14 protein-coding genes are annotated in these 18,083 nt (G+C 62.2%); 9 read left to right on the forward strand and 5 right to left on the reverse strand.

The features are described 5' to 3' along the window. Positions 1-10: 10 nt before the first annotated feature. From gmd to B2W22_RS02685, 9 genes are read left to right on the forward strand one after another with little or no spacing between them, the layout of a single operon-like run. Positions 11-1,120, forward strand: a complete 1,110-nt coding sequence (gene gmd, locus B2W22_RS02645; protein WP_175126163.1) for a GDP-mannose 4,6-dehydratase — start codon at positions 11-13, stop codon at positions 1,118-1,120. A 6-nt stretch (positions 1,121-1,126) separates the two neighbouring features. Further along, a complete protein-coding gene (locus tag B2W22_RS02650; RefSeq protein ID WP_105239707.1) occupies positions 1,127-2,080 on the forward strand; it encodes a GDP-L-fucose synthase family protein in 954 nt (317 codons plus the stop codon). Positions 2,081-2,124: 44 nt separating this feature from the next. Then, a complete protein-coding gene (locus tag B2W22_RS02655; protein ID WP_239213175.1) occupies positions 2,125-3,429 on the forward strand; it encodes a lipopolysaccharide biosynthesis protein in 1,305 nt (434 codons plus the stop codon). 5 nt (positions 3,430-3,434) lie between these two features. Then, positions 3,435-4,352, forward strand: a complete 918-nt coding sequence (locus B2W22_RS02660; protein ID WP_224776689.1) for a glycosyltransferase family 2 protein — start codon at positions 3,435-3,437, stop codon at positions 4,350-4,352. Positions 4,353-4,380: 28 nt separating this feature from the next. Further along, on the forward strand, positions 4,381-5,673 hold the full coding sequence (locus B2W22_RS02665; protein ID WP_175126166.1) for an O-antigen ligase family protein: 1,293 nt from the start codon (positions 4,381-4,383) through the stop codon (positions 5,671-5,673). Then, positions 5,666-6,796, forward strand: coding sequence for a glycosyltransferase (locus B2W22_RS02670; RefSeq protein WP_286936087.1), 1,131 nt, complete (start codon positions 5,666-5,668; stop codon positions 6,794-6,796). Before B2W22_RS02665 ends, B2W22_RS02670 begins: the two co-directional genes overlap by 8 nt. A gap of 13 nt (positions 6,797-6,809) precedes the next feature. Then, the gene (locus B2W22_RS02675) at positions 6,810-7,697 is read left to right on the forward strand and encodes a glycosyltransferase family 2 protein (protein WP_175138034.1); all 888 of its coding nucleotides are present in this window, start codon (positions 6,810-6,812) and stop codon (positions 7,695-7,697) included. Further along, on the forward strand, positions 7,694-8,254 hold the full coding sequence (locus B2W22_RS02680) for a putative colanic acid biosynthesis acetyltransferase (protein WP_056563330.1): 561 nt from the start codon (positions 7,694-7,696) through the stop codon (positions 8,252-8,254). Before B2W22_RS02675 ends, B2W22_RS02680 begins: the two co-directional genes overlap by 4 nt. Then, positions 8,251-9,522 carry a glycosyltransferase WbuB gene (locus B2W22_RS02685; RefSeq protein WP_286936088.1) on the forward strand — a complete coding sequence of 424 codons (1,272 nt, stop codon included), beginning with the start codon at positions 8,251-8,253 and terminating at the stop codon, positions 9,520-9,522. The genes B2W22_RS02680 and B2W22_RS02685 overlap by 4 nt, the downstream gene beginning before the upstream one ends. Positions 9,523-9,605: 83 nt before the next feature. Here the strand turns inward: B2W22_RS02685 and B2W22_RS02690 are convergent, their stop codons facing one another. The 5 genes from B2W22_RS02690 to B2W22_RS02710 form a co-directional block, all read right to left on the reverse strand. Continuing rightward, the gene (locus B2W22_RS02690; RefSeq protein ID WP_286936089.1) at positions 9,606-10,460 is read right to left on the reverse strand and encodes a hypothetical protein; all 855 of its coding nucleotides are present in this window, start codon (positions 10,458-10,460) and stop codon (positions 9,606-9,608) included. A 41-nt stretch (positions 10,461-10,501) separates the two neighbouring features. Next, on the reverse strand, positions 10,502-13,519 hold the full coding sequence (locus tag B2W22_RS02695) for a toxin VasX (protein WP_286936090.1): 3,018 nt from the start codon (positions 13,517-13,519) through the stop codon (positions 10,502-10,504). Positions 13,520-14,045: 526 nt separating this feature from the next. After that, entirely contained in the window at positions 14,046-14,711 is a 666-nt protein-coding gene (locus B2W22_RS02700) for a response regulator transcription factor (RefSeq protein ID WP_175126203.1), read from the reverse strand. Between the two features lie 355 nt (positions 14,712-15,066). Next, the gene (locus B2W22_RS02705) at positions 15,067-15,816 is read right to left on the reverse strand and encodes a response regulator transcription factor (RefSeq protein WP_175138027.1); all 750 of its coding nucleotides are present in this window, start codon (positions 15,814-15,816) and stop codon (positions 15,067-15,069) included. Positions 15,817-16,392: 576 nt separating this feature from the next. After that, complete coding sequence (locus B2W22_RS02710; RefSeq protein ID WP_175126201.1) at positions 16,393-17,997, reverse strand: glucosamine inositolphosphorylceramide transferase family protein; 1,605 nt, start codon at positions 17,995-17,997, stop codon at positions 16,393-16,395. Positions 17,998-18,083: the final 86 nt, after the last annotated feature.

An 18,083-nucleotide genomic window follows, 5' to 3' on the forward strand; every position in this document is an offset into this window, starting at 1 on the left:
GGACACAACCATGCCAAAACGGGCACTGATTACCGGCGTAACTGGCCAAGACGGGGCCTATCTGGCGGAGCTTCTGCTGGCCAAGGGCTATGAGGTCCACGGCATCAAGCGGCGCGCTTCGCTGTTCAACACCGCGCGGATCGACCATCTGTACCAGGACCCGCACGACCAGCCCCGCAATTTCGTCCTGCACCACGGCGACATGACGGACTCGTGCAGCCTCATCCGCATCGTCCAGTCGGTACAGCCTGACGAGATCTACAACCTGGCCGCGCAAAGCCACGTGGGCGTCTCGTTCGAGGAACCGGAATACACGGCCAACGCCGACGGCCTGGGCACCCTGCGCCTCTTGGAAGCCATCCGCATCCTGAAGCTGGAAAACAAGTCGCGCTTCTACCAGGCGTCGACGTCCGAGCTGTACGGCCTGGTGCAGGAAACGCCGCAGAAGGAAACCACCCCCTTCTACCCGCGCAGCCCCTACGCCGCCGCCAAGCTCTACGCCTACTGGATCAGCGTGAACTACCGCGAAGCCTATGGCATGTACGCCTGCAACGGCATCCTGTTCAACCACGAATCGCCCAAGCGCGGCGAAACGTTCGTGACGCGCAAGATCACCCGCGGCCTGGCGCGCATCGTGCTGGGCCTGCAGGAATGCCTGTACCTGGGCAACCTGTCCGCCCTGCGCGATTGGGGCCACGCCCGCGACTACGTCGAAATGCAGTGGCTGATGCTGCAGCAGGACACGCCCGAAGACTACGTCATCGCGACGGGCATGCAGTACAGCGTGCGCGAGTTCATCAACACCGCCGCGCGCGAACTGGGCATCCTGCTGGCGTGGGAAGGCGAAGGCCTGGAAGAGACGGCCACGGTGCTGTTCTCGCCGGTGCATGACGTCAAGGCCGGCCAGGTCATCGTCCGCGTCGATCCGCGCTACTTCCGTCCGACTGAAGTGGAGACCCTGCTGGGCGATCCCACCAAGGCCCGCGAAAAACTCGGCTGGTCGCCCCGCACCACGTTCGCGCAGCTCGTCAAGGAAATGGTCGAGGCGGACCTGAAGGACGCGCGGCGCGATGCGCTGGTCGAACAGAACGGCTACGAAATCTACGCCTACAAGGAGTAGCCCGCCATGACGAACCTGGACCAACGCGTTTTCGTCGCCGGCCACCGCGGGATGGTGGGCGCGGCGATCACCCGCGAACTGCACCGGCGCGGCTACGAGAACGTGCTGACCCGCAGCCGCGCGGAACTGGACCTGGAAAACCAGAACCAGGTGCACCGCTTCTTTTCGACCACGCCGGTCGACGTGGTGTACCTGGCCGCCGCCAAGGTGGGCGGCATCCTGGCCAACCAGACGCATCCGGTGGATTTTCTCTACAAGAACCTGATGATCCAGTGCAACGTGATCCGCGCCGCGTATGCGGCCGGGGTGCGCAAGCTGCTGTTTCTGGGTTCGTCATGCATCTACCCGCGCGAGGCGCCGCAGCCCATCCGCGAGGACGCGCTGCTGACCGGTCCGCTGGAATCCACCAACGAACCGTACGCCATCGCCAAGATCGCCGGCCTGAAGCTGTGCGAGGCCTATCAGCGGGAGCACGGCGCGCGCTTCATCTGCGCCATGCCCACCAACCTGTACGGCCCGCACGACAACTACGACCTGCACAGCAGCCACGTGCTGCCGGCCCTGATCCGCAAGTTCCACGAGGGCCGCGAAGCCAACGCGGAAAGCGTGACGATCTGGGGCACCGGGTCGCCGCTGCGCGAGTTCCTGTACGTGGACGACCTGGCGCAGGCCAGCGTCATGCTGATGGAGCATCCGGACGCCGAGGGCATCTACAACATCGGCGCCGGCCAGGACATCTCCATCGCGGACCTGGCGCGGCTGGTGGCGCGCGTGATCGGCTACGAGGGCAAGATCGTCTACGACACCTCCAAGCCCGACGGCACGCCGCGCAAGCTGATGGATTCGTCGCGCGTGCAGGCGCTGGGCTGGCGGCCGGAGATCTCTCTGACGCATGGCATCACGCTGGCCTACGGCCATTTCCTGCGCGAGCGCACGCAACAGGCGCTGCCGGTGGCCTGACGGCCGCGCCAGCATGACAGACAGGGTTACCGATGCTTGGATTCGTGAAGAAACACATCGCCGGCAATGCCTCCTTCTGGGGGCTGGTGGAGTACGGCATCGGTCCCGTCGCGGCGCTGGTGGCGCTGCCGATCCTGTTCCGCCAGCTCGGCACGGTCGGCTTCGGCCAGTATTCGATGATCATCGCGCTGGCCGGCTTCGGCAACGCGGCCAACCTGGGCGCGGCGGTGACTGCGACCAAGCTGGTGTCCGAGAGCGCGCACGAACCCGGCGGCGCCTATCGCGCGGCCGGCGTCAGCATGTCGCTGATCGGCTGTGCGCTGGCCGTCGTGACCCTGGCTGCCGTGCTGCTGTGGGGTGTGGTGGGACTGGGCTGGCCAGAAGCCACGTTCGGCGGCGTGGCGGTGACGATGCTGGCCATGCCGGCGCTCGCCATCTATCTCACGCAGCAGTATGACCAGCTCTTTTCCGGCTGCCTGAAGGGGCGCGAGGACTTTCGCGCCACCGCGCTGTGCGAGGTCTTCAGCCGCACGGGCACGATGGCGCTCGCGTGCGCGGCCGCCTGGTACACCGCCTCGCCCACGTGGACGGGACTGGCGCAGGCGCTGGGCCTCCTGATCGCGGGCAGCGTCAAGATGCGCGTGTTCTCGCGCGCCTACGACCGCTACATCGTGCGGCCCGTGCGCGATCGCGGCGCCATGATGGCCGCCTTCCGGTTCTCGCGCTGGTCGTGGCTGAACAGCCTGAGCGCGCTGGCTTTCGGCTCGGTCGACCGCGTGCTGGTCGGCAGCCTGATGGGGCCGGCGGCGCTGGCGATCTACACCGTGGGCGTGCAAGTGGGCCAGATCATCCACACCGCGTCCGTCGCCATCTTCCAGAAGGCCATGCCGCGCGTGACCCGCCTGTCGGTCTCGCCGCCCTACCCGGGCGCGGCCGAACGCGAGATCCGCCGCATGATGCTGTGGAACCTGGCGCTGTCGGCCGGCGCCACGCTGGCAGTGCTGGCGGTCAGCCGGCCGCTCTTGAACGTGCTGCTGGGCGACAACGTCGCCGGGGGCCATCTGGGCACATTCCAATTGCTGATCGTGGCGTCGGGCCTCTTGTCCCTGAACGCTGCGGCGCATTTCTCCCTGCTGGGGCTCGGCAATTCCCGCGCCGTCGCGATCCTGAACGGATTGGGCGGCCTGGCAATGCTGTGCGTCATGGCGGGACTGGTTCACGTGGCGGGGGAACACGCCGCAGCCTGGGGCCGCATGGCCTACGCGGCGATCACGCTGGCCGGCGTGGCCCTCGCCATCCGTCAATCCCGCCCCGAGTTTCCGGGCGCCATGCCTGCGGCCACCCGATAACCAACATGCTGAGGTCTTACATGCGCAAGCGCCACAACGAGTATTCACGCCAGCTCATCGACTTCGTCCGCGAGCTCCGTCCGCCAGCGCCCATCGCCAGCGGCCTGCTGCCCAAGGTGACGATCGTGACGCCCTCGTTCAACCAGGCCAAGTTCCTGGAGCGCACCATCCTGTCCGTGCTGAACCAGGGGTATCCGCGGCTGGAATACATCATCATCGACGGCGGCTCCACGGATGGCAGCGTGGACATCATCAAGAAGTACGAGCGCTACCTGTCCTACTGGGAAAGCACACCGGACCGCGGCCAGTCGCACGCGATCAACAAGGGCTTCGAACGCGCCACGGGCGATTACGTCGGTTGGCAGAACTCGGATGACCTGTATTTTCCGGGCGCGCTGCGCAAGCTGGGCACGGCCGCCGCCAAGGGCCGCGCGCCGATCGTCAGCGGCAACCTGTTCGTGGCGGATGCCAACAACCACATCTTCCGCAAGATCCACTACACGCCCGTCAACCGCGGCACGCTGACGGTGGTGAAGGCGTCGATCCCGAACCAGTCGGCCATCTTCCGCCGCGACCTGCTGCGCAAGTACGGCCTGCTGCAGGAAAGCATGCGTTATTGCATGGACCTGGAATTGTGGAGCCGGCTGCTGCGCGAAGGCAAGAACCTGATCGTGCCGGACGCGCTGGGCGTCTACACCGCCCACGACGAGACCAAGACGGCACTGATGCAGGACGTGCTGCTGGAAGAGCGCGAACAGATCGTCAGCCGCATCCGGCGTACCGAACCGGGTCTGGGCAAGCTGTTCGAACTGTCCTGCCGCGCCTCGAAAGTTGCCGCGCACGCACGCCAGGGCGATCTGACGTATCTGCTGGAGAAGCTGACCACCAAGATCTTCGGACGCGACGATTGGGCCGCGCACTAGGCCGGACCGACACTGATACGGAACTGCAATGACTACGCGCCGGCTTTCCACCCTGCACCTCCTGGGCCTGTTCGTCTTCACCGCGCTGGCGCTGAACGACGACAGGTTCGTCATCGGGGTGGGGAGCTTCAAGCTCTCGCCCTTCGACCTGCTGTTCGTGGCCATGCTGGGCGTCAAGGCGCTCCGGCTGGCCGACCCGGGCGCGTACGCGTTCCCGCGCGGCGCGCTGGGGGTGCTGCTGGGCATCCAGGCGATCTCGGTGATCTATCTGCTGGTGGTGTCGAGCCATCACCCCGGCATCGAGACCGGCGACGTCGCGCGCGACCTGCGCATCGTCTTCTACTTCCTTTGCACGCCGTTCCTTTGCTACAAGGACATCGACAGTCCGCACGCCTATGCGATCCTGCAGAAGTACATCGTTGCGGCGAGCCTGGCGGTTGCCACGTTGATGCTGGTGGAACAGGCGGCAGGCTTCAGCGTCGCCAATCCCCTGCGCAACGTGCGGCTGGGCGTGTGGGCGATCCCGATGGGCGTGGTGTCACTGCTGTACTTCCGTCGCACGCTGAACGTATCGGGCCCCAAGGCCTACATGTTGACGCTGTACATGGTGATGGCGCTGGTGTTCTCGCTGAACCGCAGCCAGTACCTGCAGCTGGCGATCTCCGTCATCATCGCCGTGCTGCTGGCCGGCAGCGCCGACATCCGCCGCCGCGCCGTGATGATCTTCGCGCCCGCGGCCGTGGCTGGGGTGCTGATCTTCGGCGCCATCGGCTATCTGGACGTGCTGACCGATCGGATCTTCAGCGTCGAGCGCCTGGACGAAGACTCCAGCTACGGCGCGCGCGTCCAGGAGATGGAGGGCCAGATGCAGTTCTTCGCGGAAAGCCCCGTGTTCGGCAAGGGCGCGGGCTTTCGCAGCTGGGTGATGGGCGAAAACGGCTTCGAGCTGAGCACGTTCGCGCACAACTCATGGGCCTTCTACCTGATGAAGTTCGGCGTGGTCGGCACGATCATGATCATGTTGCCGCCACTATTGATCCTGCTGTTCTCGCTCTTTCGGCGCTACGCCCATCCCGGGCTGGAGATGCACCGGCGATATCTGCTCGCCACCGCGCCCATCTACATCTTCATCGACTCGATGTCCGGCGGCCTGGCCTATGCGCCCAAGACCGCGTTTACCGGCTTCCTGCTGTGCTATTGCCTGTCGCTGATGCGCAATGCACAGATCATGCCCGTGCCTCGCCAAGAATCTCCCGCTCCCAGCCCTCGCCCGGATATCGTGCGCCGGGCGCCACCCACGCGAGTAATACCCCATGTCTGATGTCTTGTTTGTCGCACCGGACTTGCATGGCGGCGTCGGAAGATGCGTCGCCTTCATTGTGGATGCGTTGCCGGAACAGGGGGTGGACTCCGCCCTGTTCCTGCTGCGTTCGCGCAATCGCGAGTATCCCATCGCCAATCCCAAGGTCACCCGCGCATTTCCGATCATCGAGTCCCCAACCAAGCTGCGGCTGGCGCTGCCCGTGGCGTTCTTCAAGCTGCTGCAGCACATCCGCCGCGAAAAGCCCGCCATCGTCTGCTCGCACGGTCTGTTGTGCAACATGCTGGTCGTGCTGGCCAGAAAGATCCTGCGCGGCAACTTCCGTACCGTGGCCTTCGAGCACAGCAGCCCGGCCATCCACTACGGCGCATCGAAAATGCGCCGTCTGAAGTGCTGGCTGGTCAGCCAGACTTACCGGCGCCATGACGCCGTGGTGGGCGTGTCGCGCGGCGTGAAGGAAGACCTGGTCAGCATGTTTCCGCCGCTGCGCGGCAAGGTCCACACCATCTACAACGGCGTGCCGCTGGACAACGTGCGCCGGCAAGGCGCGCAACCCAAGCTGAACGACGGTGGCGAGTCGCCCTACCACGTCGTGGCCGTGGGCCGGCTCGAGGCAGTGAAGGACTATGCCACCTTGATCGACGCAGCCGCGCTGCTGGACGACCCGCGTATCGCATTCACGATCCTGGGCGAAGGCTCCGAGCACGCCGCCCTGCAAAAGCGCATCGACGACAGGCCATCGCGCACGCAGGTCACGTTGGCGGGCCATATCGACAACCCCTTTCCGGTCATCGCCGGCGCTGGCGCCTTTGCGCTCACCTCCGTGCGCGAGAGCTTCGGCAACGTGCTGGTGGAGGCCCTGTGCCTGGGCGTGCCCGTGATTTCCACGGACTGCCCGCATGGTCCCGCCGAGATCCTGGACGCCGGCCGCTACGGGCTGCTGGTGCCGGTCGGCGACGCCGAGGCGCTGGCCGGGGCGGTGCGGCGCCTGGCCTATGACGGCGAGATGCGCGAGAAGCTGGCGGCCCAGGGCCCCGAGCGCGCGGACGCCTTTTCCCTTGAGCGGCACTGCCGCAACGTCATCGATCTCTTCCGCCCGCTCATGCAGCGCGGAACGCCCTGAACAGGACAGCATCATGCAGAAGATACCGGTATCCGTCGTGGTGATGACGAAGAACGAGGAACGCAACATCGCGAAGTGCCTGAAGGGGCTGGTGGAGTTCGACGAGGTCTTCGTCGTCGACTCCAACAGCACGGACGCGACCTGCTCGATCGCCACGGCGATGGGCGCGCACGTGTCGAACTTCAATTGGGACGGCAAGTATCCGAAGAAAAAGCAGTGGTGCCTGGAGCAGCTTCCGTTTTCGCACCCCGTCGTCCTGTATGTCGACGCCGACGAAGAAATGACGCCAAGCCTCGCCGCCGAGATCCGCGAGGTGCTGCCGCGCTTTGCGGCCGGCGCGGGCGGCGCCTTTGTGCCGTTCGACTACGTGTTCTGCGGCAAGAAGCTCGAACACGGCCACCGCGTCTACAAGCTGGCGCTGCTGGCGCGCGACCGTTCGCGCTTCCTGGACTATGACGACCTGGACGTCGCCAACATGTGGGAGGTCGAGGGCCACTACCAGCCGCAGGTCCAGGGCGAAACGTTCGCGCTGCGCCAGCGCATGGTGCACAACGACCACGATTCGCTCTATCACTACTTCGACAAGCACAACCGCTATTCGGACTGGGAAGCGAACCTGCGCACCAAGGGCCTGATGAACGACCCGCGCGAAGCCAATGTGGGCGGACGCGCGCTGCTCAAGAAAATATTCCAGGCCATGCCGTTCAAGGCGCCCATCTCGTTTCTGCATTCCTACGTCTTCAAGCTGGGCTTCCTGGACGGCAAGGCGGGCTATGACTACGCCGTCGCACGCGCCATGTACTACTGGCAGATCCGCATCAAGACCGAAGAAATCCTGAAGGCGCGCCGGGCCAGCGAGGCCGCCTCGCAGCGCGATGCCGTTGCGGGAGCGGCCAAATGAGCACCTTGCAACGCCTGGACCAGTTCGCGCTGGCGCCGGGTCAGCGCGGCCGTTCGGCGCTGACCGTGCAGTTGTGGTGGATGGTGCAAGGCACGCTCTTTCGCTGGTCGCCGCAGGTGGCCTACGGCTTTCGCCGCTGGCTGCTGCGCTGCTTCGGGGCGCGCGTGGGCCACAAGGTGCTGATCCGGCCCACGGCCACGGTCACCTACCCCTGGAAGGTCGAGATCGGCGACTACGCCTGGATCGGCGACGACGCGGTGATCTACAGCCTGGGGCCGATTCACATCGGCGCACACGCCGTGGTGTCCCAGCGCAGCTATCTGTGCGCGGCGGACCACGACGCCGGCCGGCCCGACTTCCCGCTGCGCGAACGCGCCGTGCGCGTCGAAGACGGCGCGTGGGTGGCGACCGACGTGTTCGTCGGACCCGGCGTGACGATCGCGCGCGAGGCGGTCATCGGCGCACGCAGCTCGGTGTTCCGCAACATGCCGGCCGCAATGGTCTGCCACGGCAACCCGTGCCGCCCCATCCGGCCCCGCACCGCCACGCCAACATGAAAATACTCATTTATGGCATCAACTACGCGCCCGAACTGACCGGCACCGGCAAGTACACCGCCGAACTGGCCGAATGGCTGGCCGCGCGCGGGCACGAAGTCAGCGTGGTCACCGCCCCGCCCTACTACCCGCAGTGGAAAGTGCACGAGGGCTACCGCGGCTCGCGCTATGCCAAGGAAACGCGCCGCGGCGTGACCGTGCGACGCGCGCCCTTGTGGGTGCCCGAAAGACCTGGCGGCGCCAAGCGCCTGGTGCACCTGGCAAGCTTCGCGCTGTCCAGCCTGCCGTCGCTGCTGCGCGCCGCAATGCGCCGCCCGGACATCATCCTGGTCGTCGAACCCGCCCTCTTCTGCGCCCCGGCCGCATGGCTGACCGCGCGCCTGACCGGCGCGCGCGCCTGGCTGCACATCCAGGACTTCGAGGTCGACGCGGCGTTTGAACTGGGGCTGCTGAAGGGCGGCGCCTTGCGATCGATGGTCAAGCGCGCCGAGCGCTGGTTGATGCGCCGGTTTGACCGCGTGTCGACAATTTCAAACCGGATGCTGGATCTGGCGCTATCCAAAGGCATCGAACCCGCCCGTGCGGTGCTGCTGCCCAACTGGATCGATGTCAACGCCATCACGCCGCTGGCCGAAGGCGGCGATTACCGTGCGCAGCTCGGCATTCCGGATAACGCCATCGTTGCGTTGTATTCGGGGAACATGGGCGGCAAGCAGGGTCTGCAGATTCTGGCGGACGTGGCGCGGCGTCTCAACCGCGAGGACCGCCTGTGGTTCCTGTTCTGCGGGCAAGGGCCAGAACGCGCGGCGCTGGAAGAGAAGTGCCAAGGCCTGACGCGCGTTATCTTTCTGGACCTGCAGCCAGCGGAACGCCTGGGTGCGCTGCTGGGCACTGCGGATATCCACCTCCTGCCCCAACGCGCCGGCGCCGCCGACCTGGTGATGCCTTCAAAACTGACCGGCATGCTGGCCAGCGGCCGCCCGGTGGTCTGCGGCGCGGCGCGCGGTACGGAGCTTGCTAATGTCGTGTCGCGCTGCGGGCTGCTGACACCGCCCGAGGATGCCGTGGCGATGGCCGAGGCGGTGCGCAAGCTCAGCTATAACGCGCAAATCCGCGAAACTTTGGGCGCGGCGGCACGGCAGTATGCGATGGCGCATCTGCATATGGACGCGGTGCTAGGTGCGGCGGAGCGGGAGTTTATGGCGATTGCGAAGAGCAAGGGCCGCGGAGCGCCGGCGGGGACGCGGGCGAGTGAGGGGGATGTTTGAAGGGGCGGTGTGTTTTGGACTTGCCGCATGCATTGGCGGGCTCGGGACAGCATGGACAGCGTCGCCTTGCCCGCCGTTCTTGTTTAGCCAGTAGAAAAGCCACAATGTCGATTGTTCTCCTCCGGAAATTGAATCTCCGGGTAAAGGAGAACGATCAATTGCGGCAAGGCCATAGACGGCATGAATACGAGCAGAATCGCCAAATCAACCCAGATCGTCAGCGGCAACCACAGCCGCGCCTTCTTTGTGGTGAGAGACCTTACGATCCAACGACCACCGTAGCGCATCAGCACATCACGCGGACTTTGGGGGAGTGTGATGATTTTGGGTGAGGGCAAGTCTTCGATCTGGGCCATAAACCGATGAAGCCAAGCCCAGATATGGTCTGCCCAAATCTCGCCGTTATACATCACCGGTATCTTGACCAACTGAGGCTCCGGCAGGTTGCAGGTATAACCGACAAGGTAGAGATAAGGTTGTGCTCTACCTGTTGTCCAATCAATGCCTTGCAACCGATCCCAGTCCAGTTCCCATATGGTGTCCGAGCTTTCTTCGGGATACGGGACGTAATAGACGCGGCGGGATCGGCGGTCGAAACGGACTTTCGAACAGCGATACCTGTAACGCGGCAACAAGATGCGAGAAAGGAAGAACCCAAGAAGTCCTATGACAGGAAGGCCTAGAATAGGCACCCAAACCACTCCAAACCAGTTGTCGACACCTACGATCACTGCGATGAGAAATACAAGAAGCCCAAAGAAAGTGAAGGCTCGAAGGCCAAATCCCTCTAGTTCGGTTTGCAGCGTATCAGAAACAACTTCAATGCAATCATCATTGAACCGGACCGCTTGAATAGCAGGAGTCTCGTATGAGCCGGGGGCCGTAGGCAATAACGTGCTTGCAAAGCGAAAGAGCCGCCAGTTGTTTTGAATCTCCATAAACGATGGCCGCGCCTGCCTATGCCGCTTAGTAGTTCGCATTACTGAGGCTCCCGCACTGGAGCGACCAACGCTTCGTCGATGGGATCTGTAAGCCAAGTACCTCGTGTAAAGACGAGCGGCTCCTGCTGCGGGAATAGCGCGACGCTGGGCTGATTTACGATGTCTGGCCGGTAACAATAGTCCAGCATGACTTCCGTGTCTTCACGCATGATGATTTGCCAGCTCAACTGGCGGGTACCGTCTCGAATGAAGTCTTTGCCAGTAACCATGCATTCCGTGTCATATGGGAAGTGGTAGCCCGGGGCTGCTGCGATGGGTCCCTGGACCATATTCAGGATTTTGCCGTTCCGCTTCGCTTTGAGCGTGTATTGGAAAACGTCGACGTGTCTTATAAGCGGCGAATCTTCGCCCAGAGTGGGATAGCGAGGGAGGACTACAGATAGCGAAAGAGTTCCTATGCCGTCCTTCGCGATATCGCGCCGTAGAGCAACGCTGTCTTGCCAGAGTCCATAAATAGGGATGCTGCGGACTGCAATATCGCGCACAGACATCGAGGGAGCTTCCCAATTAGCTACAGCGCGAACGCCGTAAACGGCACCATGGAAAGCAGTAAGTTCTTCGTCTAAAGACTTATAACGATAAGCTCGCGCACCCCGACTCCAATAGCTGTGTGACAACCAGACTTCGTCGGGCTGAAATTTGGCGAGAGCGGCCTGTATGCTGAAATAAATTACGCCTGCAGTGGCGATGAAGGCCAGCACAATCCAGCCGACTGACCCGACAACACCAAGGACGAAGCCTGAGGCACTTAGGAACAACCCAGCAGCCGCCAACGCTCCAAATCCAGCTGACGCCATATATAGTCGACCAGCCTCGGAATTTTGTTGAATTGTGAAGGCATGGGAAGCGCGAATCGCGTCGGCGATGGCACCGAATGCGGTAGTTACTGCGCCAGCTTTTGTGGCGAGTGTTCGAGCTGGAAAAGCGGCCTTTCGTGCTGCGGCAAGTGATTCTCCTTTGGCCAATGTCCGCAGCTGGATCAGGTCGGCCTTAACGAACAAGCCCGAGCTAATTACGGCCGATACTGCAGCCAAGGCACTTGCGCCGCTAGTGAATCCGGCAAATGAAAAATCAATCCTCCCGTTTGCGAGATCTTTGATCGATGATCGCAGTGCCATGATGGCTGATACGGCGGCAAGTCCCGTGAATGCATACTCGGCGCGCACGATCCCAGTCTGCGCGGCGCCGTAGGCCGGACTTTGACGACCCCGCTCCAACATACGCTTGAACACGTTGCCTTCAAGTTGGAACGGCTGTCGATTGTTCACTGTAGATGGAGCGGAAGAAATGCGTTTTACCTGGTCCCCCACGCGCACCTCTTCGTATAGGAGCACCGTCGCCGCCTGATTGCGCAATGGCCGCTTGACCGTAATACCCCACTTCCTTAGTCGTTCGGTGTTCATGTGTTGCTCACCATGAAACTGGGCGTATTGAAAGCGCGCCTCAGCGCTGGACACGCGGTACGTGACGATCGTGCTGCCAACACGGACTTCAGCAAATAGGCGCAATCGTCGAACTATCCTGTCGGCCGTAGCATCGGGCAAACTCATATCACCCAGCTGTGACAGCATCTGGTTGACGAGTACATCTGAGGCTTTAGTTGCCGGATAAGAAACATTGAATTGAAAGATAGGCGCAAAGGCGGCAACCCCAATGTCCAGCACATTTTTCAGCAGCGGAGGGTTGGCGAAGCTGCCGTGCAGGTCTTGGATGCCGTGACCCAGCGCCAACCAGACAGGACTTTTTTCTGGTTGGGCCAACAACATCTTTCGGTAGGTGGATCGACCACTTTCGCTGTGAGTCAGGTTACCAACGCAGTGGGCAACAACCCGCTCGTAGTCTTGCGCATTCTCTTTTGCGCCCAGGTCGAAACAGGACAGCACCTTGTTGAACCACCCATCCTGCCAATCGTCGGCGATGGCGCTGCCGCCAGTCTTGATCCAACTTTCCAGGTCGTTCACTAGCGTGTCGATGGCGGACTGTTTCCGCTTGACGGCTTCTTCGTACGCCAGCATGTATGGAACCGCATTGCCGAACAAGACATCCGCATTGCTGTTTTGATCGAAGCGAACCAGGTCTCGCCTTTTGGCGTAGGCTTGCGGGGTCGCCCGCTCCTGAACGCTCTGCAAGTACTGCTTGATGACGGTGGCGCTCGTGTACGCGTGATTGTTATCGATTTCATAAACTTGCCGATCTGCCGCGCCAACAGCGACGAGATGCGCCAACTCACTCACGACGCCGATCGGGTCGTGCAGTACGACCGCCAACGGAACGATATCCCTTATCGGAACAAGCTCGACGTAAGCGCCTGGAATGACGGTGTCGTATGTAGTGAACGACTCCGGGAGAGATATCTCGCTCCATGTGTGGCCCGGCTTTTCGTTCGAGCCGGGTCGTCGCAGTTCCGGTGTTGCGTGAGCAAGCAACGCAATGTTGAACGCGTGGGGCTGTTCAACGCCACCGGACGGCCTGATCGTTGTCGCCAACCTGGTACGGATGCCATCGACATCATTCTCAATGTTCCATAGCCGAGCATGGGTGAGCATCGTCTCACTGGTCAGCAGGTAGACAACGTCCGCTGTCTTGCTCTCTGGGGCAGATAGATAGGGTCTGGCGCTGGCGATCTCGGGGCGAGCGAGCCGCCCAGGGGTGTCATCCTGATCGTCTTCGCGAGTCCACCAAATGCGTGCAAAGCGCAGGTCATCGGTGACTTGATAGTGCTGCGTCCACATACGGCCGTGCTGGAAATAGCACAGGTAGACGTAGGCGGCGGGACGCAGCACGCGCAGGCCGTATGCCTTGCCAGCGGCCAGCTCGGGATAGCCATCGGTGCTAAGCGTCGGAAACACGCCTTCTTCCCAGGAGCGCTCTGCAACGCCATAGCGCAAAGGATAGATGGGCACGCATCGCTGACACGCTGGCGGTGAGATGGCCTTGCCCAGTTGTTTTTCATTGGGACGGTCGGGACCCAGTGCTTTCTTGTAGGGCTGCGTCATGTCGGCTTCCTCAAGATGGTGTGACACCGGATCGTGAGCGCCGCTGCGTGATCAAGAACATTGCGGAGGTCGGCGGCCGCATTGGCGATAGCCAGGGCCACATGCATCACGAAGTTCCTGGACGGACCTCTCTGCAACGTGAAATCGACGACGAAGGACTTGTCGTATACGGCAAATGTGAACCGCAAATCGGATTGGATAGGAATGGCGTGCTCCCGGGAACGACAGGCCTTTTCCCATCCCCGATGAGTGCTCAGCCCGCGCCCGGCCATTACGGCATGCCAACTCAGGCTTGGATATCAGACACGTATGATTTTGAATTGCACCAGCTTAGAACTTGATCGGGTTCGCAACCTTGGGCGTGGCCGGGACCCGCCACGCGCCGCTGCAATGCTCAGTGGCACAGCATCGGATGACGCAACGCGCAACGAACGACTTTTATTGCGATAACTTTCACGCGCCCAAAAAAGCAGAGCCCGTGCTGGCAGCATCGCCACCCGCACGGGCCCTGAGTCGCGTCATCGCATCAATCCGCTTCGCCCTTCCCGGGCGCGGGCTGCCCATTCGAGCCTCGCACCAACCCCATCTGCACCGCGATGTACGCGGCCTCGGCCTGGTTGCGCGCATTGAGCTTCCAGTACAGCGTGCGCGCATGGCTCTTGACGGTGGCGACCGAGATGCCGACCTGCTGGCCGATCTCGCGCATCGTCTTACCCTGCACAAGGAGCTGCAGGATTTCCTCCTGCCGCTGCGTAAGCTCACGCAGCTCCTGCACGGACGCGTGTGTCGTGCTGGGCGGCCTGCCTGCGGGTTGGGGATAGCATTCGCCGCCTGCGATCACCAGGCTGACGGCCGCGGCCAGCGCGTCGGGGCTGGACGCCTTGGGCAGATAGCCCGCGACGCCGGCGCGCGCACACGCGGCCATGACGCTCTGGTCCATCGACGAATACAGCACCAGCACCAGCCGGGGCATGAAGAACGCCATCGCCTGGGAAAGAAGCCCGATGTCCTGCTCCGCAGTGCCGCTGCAACCGACCACCAGCAACTCCACTGGTTTGTTGATCGAGCTGGACATATTGAGAAGGTGAGCTGGCGAGATGGCCAGGATATCGTCGGCGTTGCGCACACGTTCCAGCACATGCTGAATTGCGACACGAAGCAGAGCGTAGTCTTCGATCAGTACGGTTGTCATCCCGGGAAGAACCTTGTGACGCATGGCCCATTACGGCTCCCATGACGCTGGCGCGACGCCGCGCAAGGCGCGGGTTCACGCGCGTCGCCAGGTTCAAGGGAATCCTGTCCGCAGCCTTGGGATTGCAGTGGCGAGACTAAGTGATTCGCCCTATCAATCCATGCTTGCGGACACAACTCATGCTATCAGCGGCTACGTTCGCTGAATCTCGTTCAGGAGGATGATTGGTGGCGGAAAGCGAGGTGACAGCAACCCGAACACCTGCTTTCTATGCCTTAGCCGTATTGGCTATGCGCAACCCCGGCAGCGTTGGAACTGGGCGTTCCTGCTGCCGGGCAGGCAGCGCAAACCTGACTCAACCGAGCTTGCGCCCATAGATCTGCCCGGCATCCACTTCGCGCCCGTTCGGTTCATGCCATTCCAAGGTCGCACCGCGTTGCAGCGCCGCGTAAACGGCTTCGCCCTTGTTCTTGACATGCAGGCGTTGATACAGCGTGCACGCGTGCGTCTTGGCCGTCGCCACCGAGATGTTCAACATCCGGCTGACGGTCTTGATGGGATAACCCCGTGCAAGCAGCACCAGCACTTCGTACTGGCGCGGCGTGATCTGCAGGAGCTGTGCCCCCGCGCTCACGGGCATGGTGCCCTTCGAGCCGGCTTCTTCCGCGTCCCGCGACGGCAAGGCGCATACGGTGGAGGCCGGAGCCTGCAGCGCCTGTTCGCTGGGGAAGCATTGCCCGCCCGCCATGACCAGGCGAATGGCGGCCTCGAGGATCTCGACCGAGGCCGTTTTCATCAGGCAACCGTACACGCTGGCGCCAGGCAGGCCTTGCACCGGCATGGGCAAGGGCATGACGTCCGTCAAAAGCAGAATCCGCTTGGGCGTCAGAACGCGCTGAATCTCGTGCAACGCGCTCCATGCTTCATCGGTATCCACTGGCAAACCATAGATCAGAAGATCGGCGCCCGCGTGCACGCCGTCGGCCTTGGACACGTCCGCAAGGCCCATCCCCTCGATCTCCCACACATCATCCAACTTGCTAAGAATCTGCCACAAACCCAACCGCAGTAGCGGATGAGCTTCAATCAGGACCATCTTGGCCATGGTGTCCTCCCGGTTTTTCGACGGGCCTAGAAGGGATCTTCGCTGTGCTGAAGACTATTTTTTATCCAGCCCTGCGGGGGTGGTCCGCATATCCCGGAATATCTAATGAAGCTGAACCGGGACGTTTGGGCTGGGCGACTTTGGTAGCCACATAACGGATGGCATGGAACCCATCTTATGGTTCGGATTTGTCAAAATCAAGACGTTTCAGGGCGATATAATCCGACAAAATCAGAAATCAATCGTTAGCCTTAATCACGTTCCTAAATATGGATGAGAAGTTCATCTCGTCCTTTTCGCCGCTAGGGTTTTCACCAGCGGCGTCGGGGTTCGGGGACGTGCCTTCCCCTATGAAACGGCCCGTCAGGGCGGCCCGTCAGGGCGGCCCGCGCAGGCGCTCTGGCCCTTGTTACAGACGAAAAAAAGCCGCGTCGGGACATCAGCCGGACGCGGCGTCGAATAGCCGGAGGAAGAGGGAAACCTGTCAACTTGTATCCGCAGACACATCAAGCCCGTGAACAGTCCCTGTATTCGAAATAACGGTAACATTTTTTATTTACACGCCCGCGGGCGGATTTACTCCATATAGGCGAAGTCAAATACCGTGTGCCCCCCCTGATGATGCCAATGGTGCATTGAAGCATGGCGTTTTCTCAGGAAGTTTGCGTAGTGGATTTCGCCGTCGGTTTCGACGTAGGTGGAAGGCGTCAATTCCTCGATCTGGTTGAGCGAGACGCCCTTGCCGTAGTGACAGAAGCCCTGGTACTGCGCGCACCGGATCACGTCTCCCCCAGGAGAGACAACGATTCCGGCGTTGCGGGCGCGCATCGGGTTGCGCACGATCGGGTTGCAGGCGTGCGGCGTCCAGGTCGTGGAACGTGGCGAATCGGAGAAGAACGCGAACAGCTCGTCGCAATGGCTTTGCCCGTCCGTCCGATCGATATTTGTTAATAGCCACCAGTATTCGCCGTGTTTAAAAATAATGGTATCCACGGCAGAAATATTGGTCATCAGATTAACGTCAAGCTCCCATTTCAGCGGAAATTCAGTGCATTTCCACAGTTCAATACTGCGATTTCCGCACGTTTCCGGAACCATGTACGTCACGCCTTCGTGTTCAAAAATATACGGAAACGAAAGATGATAGGGCAGGTTGAGCGCGGTGCCCAGCAGCCGGAAAGCCCCGTCGGAGTAGGTCGCGACCGAGATCGTGCCCTTGCGGGACGTAAAATCGTAATCCTCGAAAAATATATATGGCTTTTTATCGTGCGTATAAACGAAAGGGTCGGCGAAAAACCGGCCCTTTGGCGGCTGCAATACCATGGCTTCGGAGACCACGGCCTGCTGGCGTGCAGACGGAAACATACCGATCCGCCAGCGGACATTGCGTTTCATGATGCGGCGCACAACGAGATCGGACATTAACCAAGCCTGGCGCGCAATATATGCAGCGCTATCCCACTCCGCCGGATCGGCCCGGCGCGGGCCGCTCATGATCTGCATGGCGGGCGGGGCGACGCCCGGGCGGTCATGGGCCAGCGCCTGCAAGGCGTCGTAGACCATGAAGTTTCCCAAACTGAATGCGCGCGCCTGATTCTTCAGCCAGAACACTTCCGTATTGAAGCTGCGCTGGTCCAGAAGCTCGTCGTCTTCCTGCCTGGCGCCCACGCGCCAGAGTTTCACGGTGGTGTGGTCCTCGCGCTGAAAGACCTCCCAGAAACCCGCATACCGGCTTGTCGCCACCGCAATATCGGAATAGCTCAACTGCCAGACGCCCAGCCGCGACCAACTGGCGAGCTGCGCCCGTGTGGCCGGCGACGCACCCAGCGTGATGACCAGGTCCAGCCCCAGCGCCTGGACCTCGGCGCGCGCGTGCGGATCTTCGTCCCCCGGCGCCAGCGGGATCACCGACGCGCCCGCCTCCTGCAGGCCATCGCGCATGTCGCGGCAGGCCAGCATGTCCCGCTGCTTCTGCGGCAGCAGCTTGCCTTCCAGACGCGACAGCGAGCCAAACAGTGCCTTCACGCTCAGCCTGGGCGCGGTGTCGGCGGCTTCGCCGTTCATCACCAGCAGTGCCGTCAGGTCGAAATCCTGGCTATGGAGTAACCACTCAACCATCTCGTGCATCCAGCCGGGTTGCTCATACCCGTCAACCAGCAGTCCCACCTTGTACGTCTTCATTTCTCGTGCTCCTGTATCAGGGCGATTGGCCTGCCGCGCCGTGACTGCGCGGGTGCCTCGCCCGGCACACACCCGGGGCAATGCGT

Origin of the sequence: Achromobacter sp. UBA4530, from assembly GCF_002388205.1 — a bacterium.
GTDB lineage: Bacteria > Pseudomonadota > Gammaproteobacteria > Burkholderiales > Burkholderiaceae_B > Achromobacter > Achromobacter animicus.

What these genes read in the sequence shown, in the direction of transcription:
- gmd (WP_175126163.1), top strand. Translation starts at nt 11, where the DNA reads ATGCCAAAACGGGCACTGATTACCGGCGTAACTGGCCAAGACGGGGCC.
- B2W22_RS02650 (WP_105239707.1), top strand. Translation starts at nt 1,127, where the DNA reads ATGACGAACCTGGACCAACGCGTTTTCGTCGCCGGCCACCGCGGGATG.
- B2W22_RS02660 (WP_224776689.1), top strand. Translation starts at nt 3,435, where the DNA reads ATGCTGAGGTCTTACATGCGCAAGCGCCACAACGAGTATTCACGCCAG.
- B2W22_RS02665 (WP_175126166.1), top strand. Translation starts at nt 4,381, where the DNA reads ATGACTACGCGCCGGCTTTCCACCCTGCACCTCCTGGGCCTGTTCGTC.
- B2W22_RS02670 (WP_286936087.1), top strand. Translation starts at nt 5,666, where the DNA reads ATGTCTGATGTCTTGTTTGTCGCACCGGACTTGCATGGCGGCGTCGGA.
- B2W22_RS02675 (WP_175138034.1), top strand. Translation starts at nt 6,810, where the DNA reads ATGCAGAAGATACCGGTATCCGTCGTGGTGATGACGAAGAACGAGGAA.
- B2W22_RS02680 (WP_056563330.1), top strand. Translation starts at nt 7,694, where the DNA reads ATGAGCACCTTGCAACGCCTGGACCAGTTCGCGCTGGCGCCGGGTCAG.
- B2W22_RS02685 (WP_286936088.1), top strand. Translation starts at nt 8,251, where the DNA reads ATGAAAATACTCATTTATGGCATCAACTACGCGCCCGAACTGACCGGC.
- B2W22_RS02690 (WP_286936089.1), bottom strand. Translation starts at nt 10,460, where the DNA reads ATGGAGATTCAAAACAACTGGCGGCTCTTTCGCTTTGCAAGCACGTTA.
- B2W22_RS02695 (WP_286936090.1), bottom strand. Translation starts at nt 13,519, where the DNA reads ATGACGCAGCCCTACAAGAAAGCACTGGGTCCCGACCGTCCCAATGAA.
- B2W22_RS02700 (WP_175126203.1), bottom strand. Translation starts at nt 14,711, where the DNA reads ATGACAACCGTACTGATCGAAGACTACGCTCTGCTTCGTGTCGCAATT.
- B2W22_RS02705 (WP_175138027.1), bottom strand. Translation starts at nt 15,816, where the DNA reads ATGGCCAAGATGGTCCTGATTGAAGCTCATCCGCTACTGCGGTTGGGT.
- B2W22_RS02710 (WP_175126201.1), bottom strand. Translation starts at nt 17,997, where the DNA reads ATGAAGACGTACAAGGTGGGACTGCTGGTTGACGGGTATGAGCAACCC.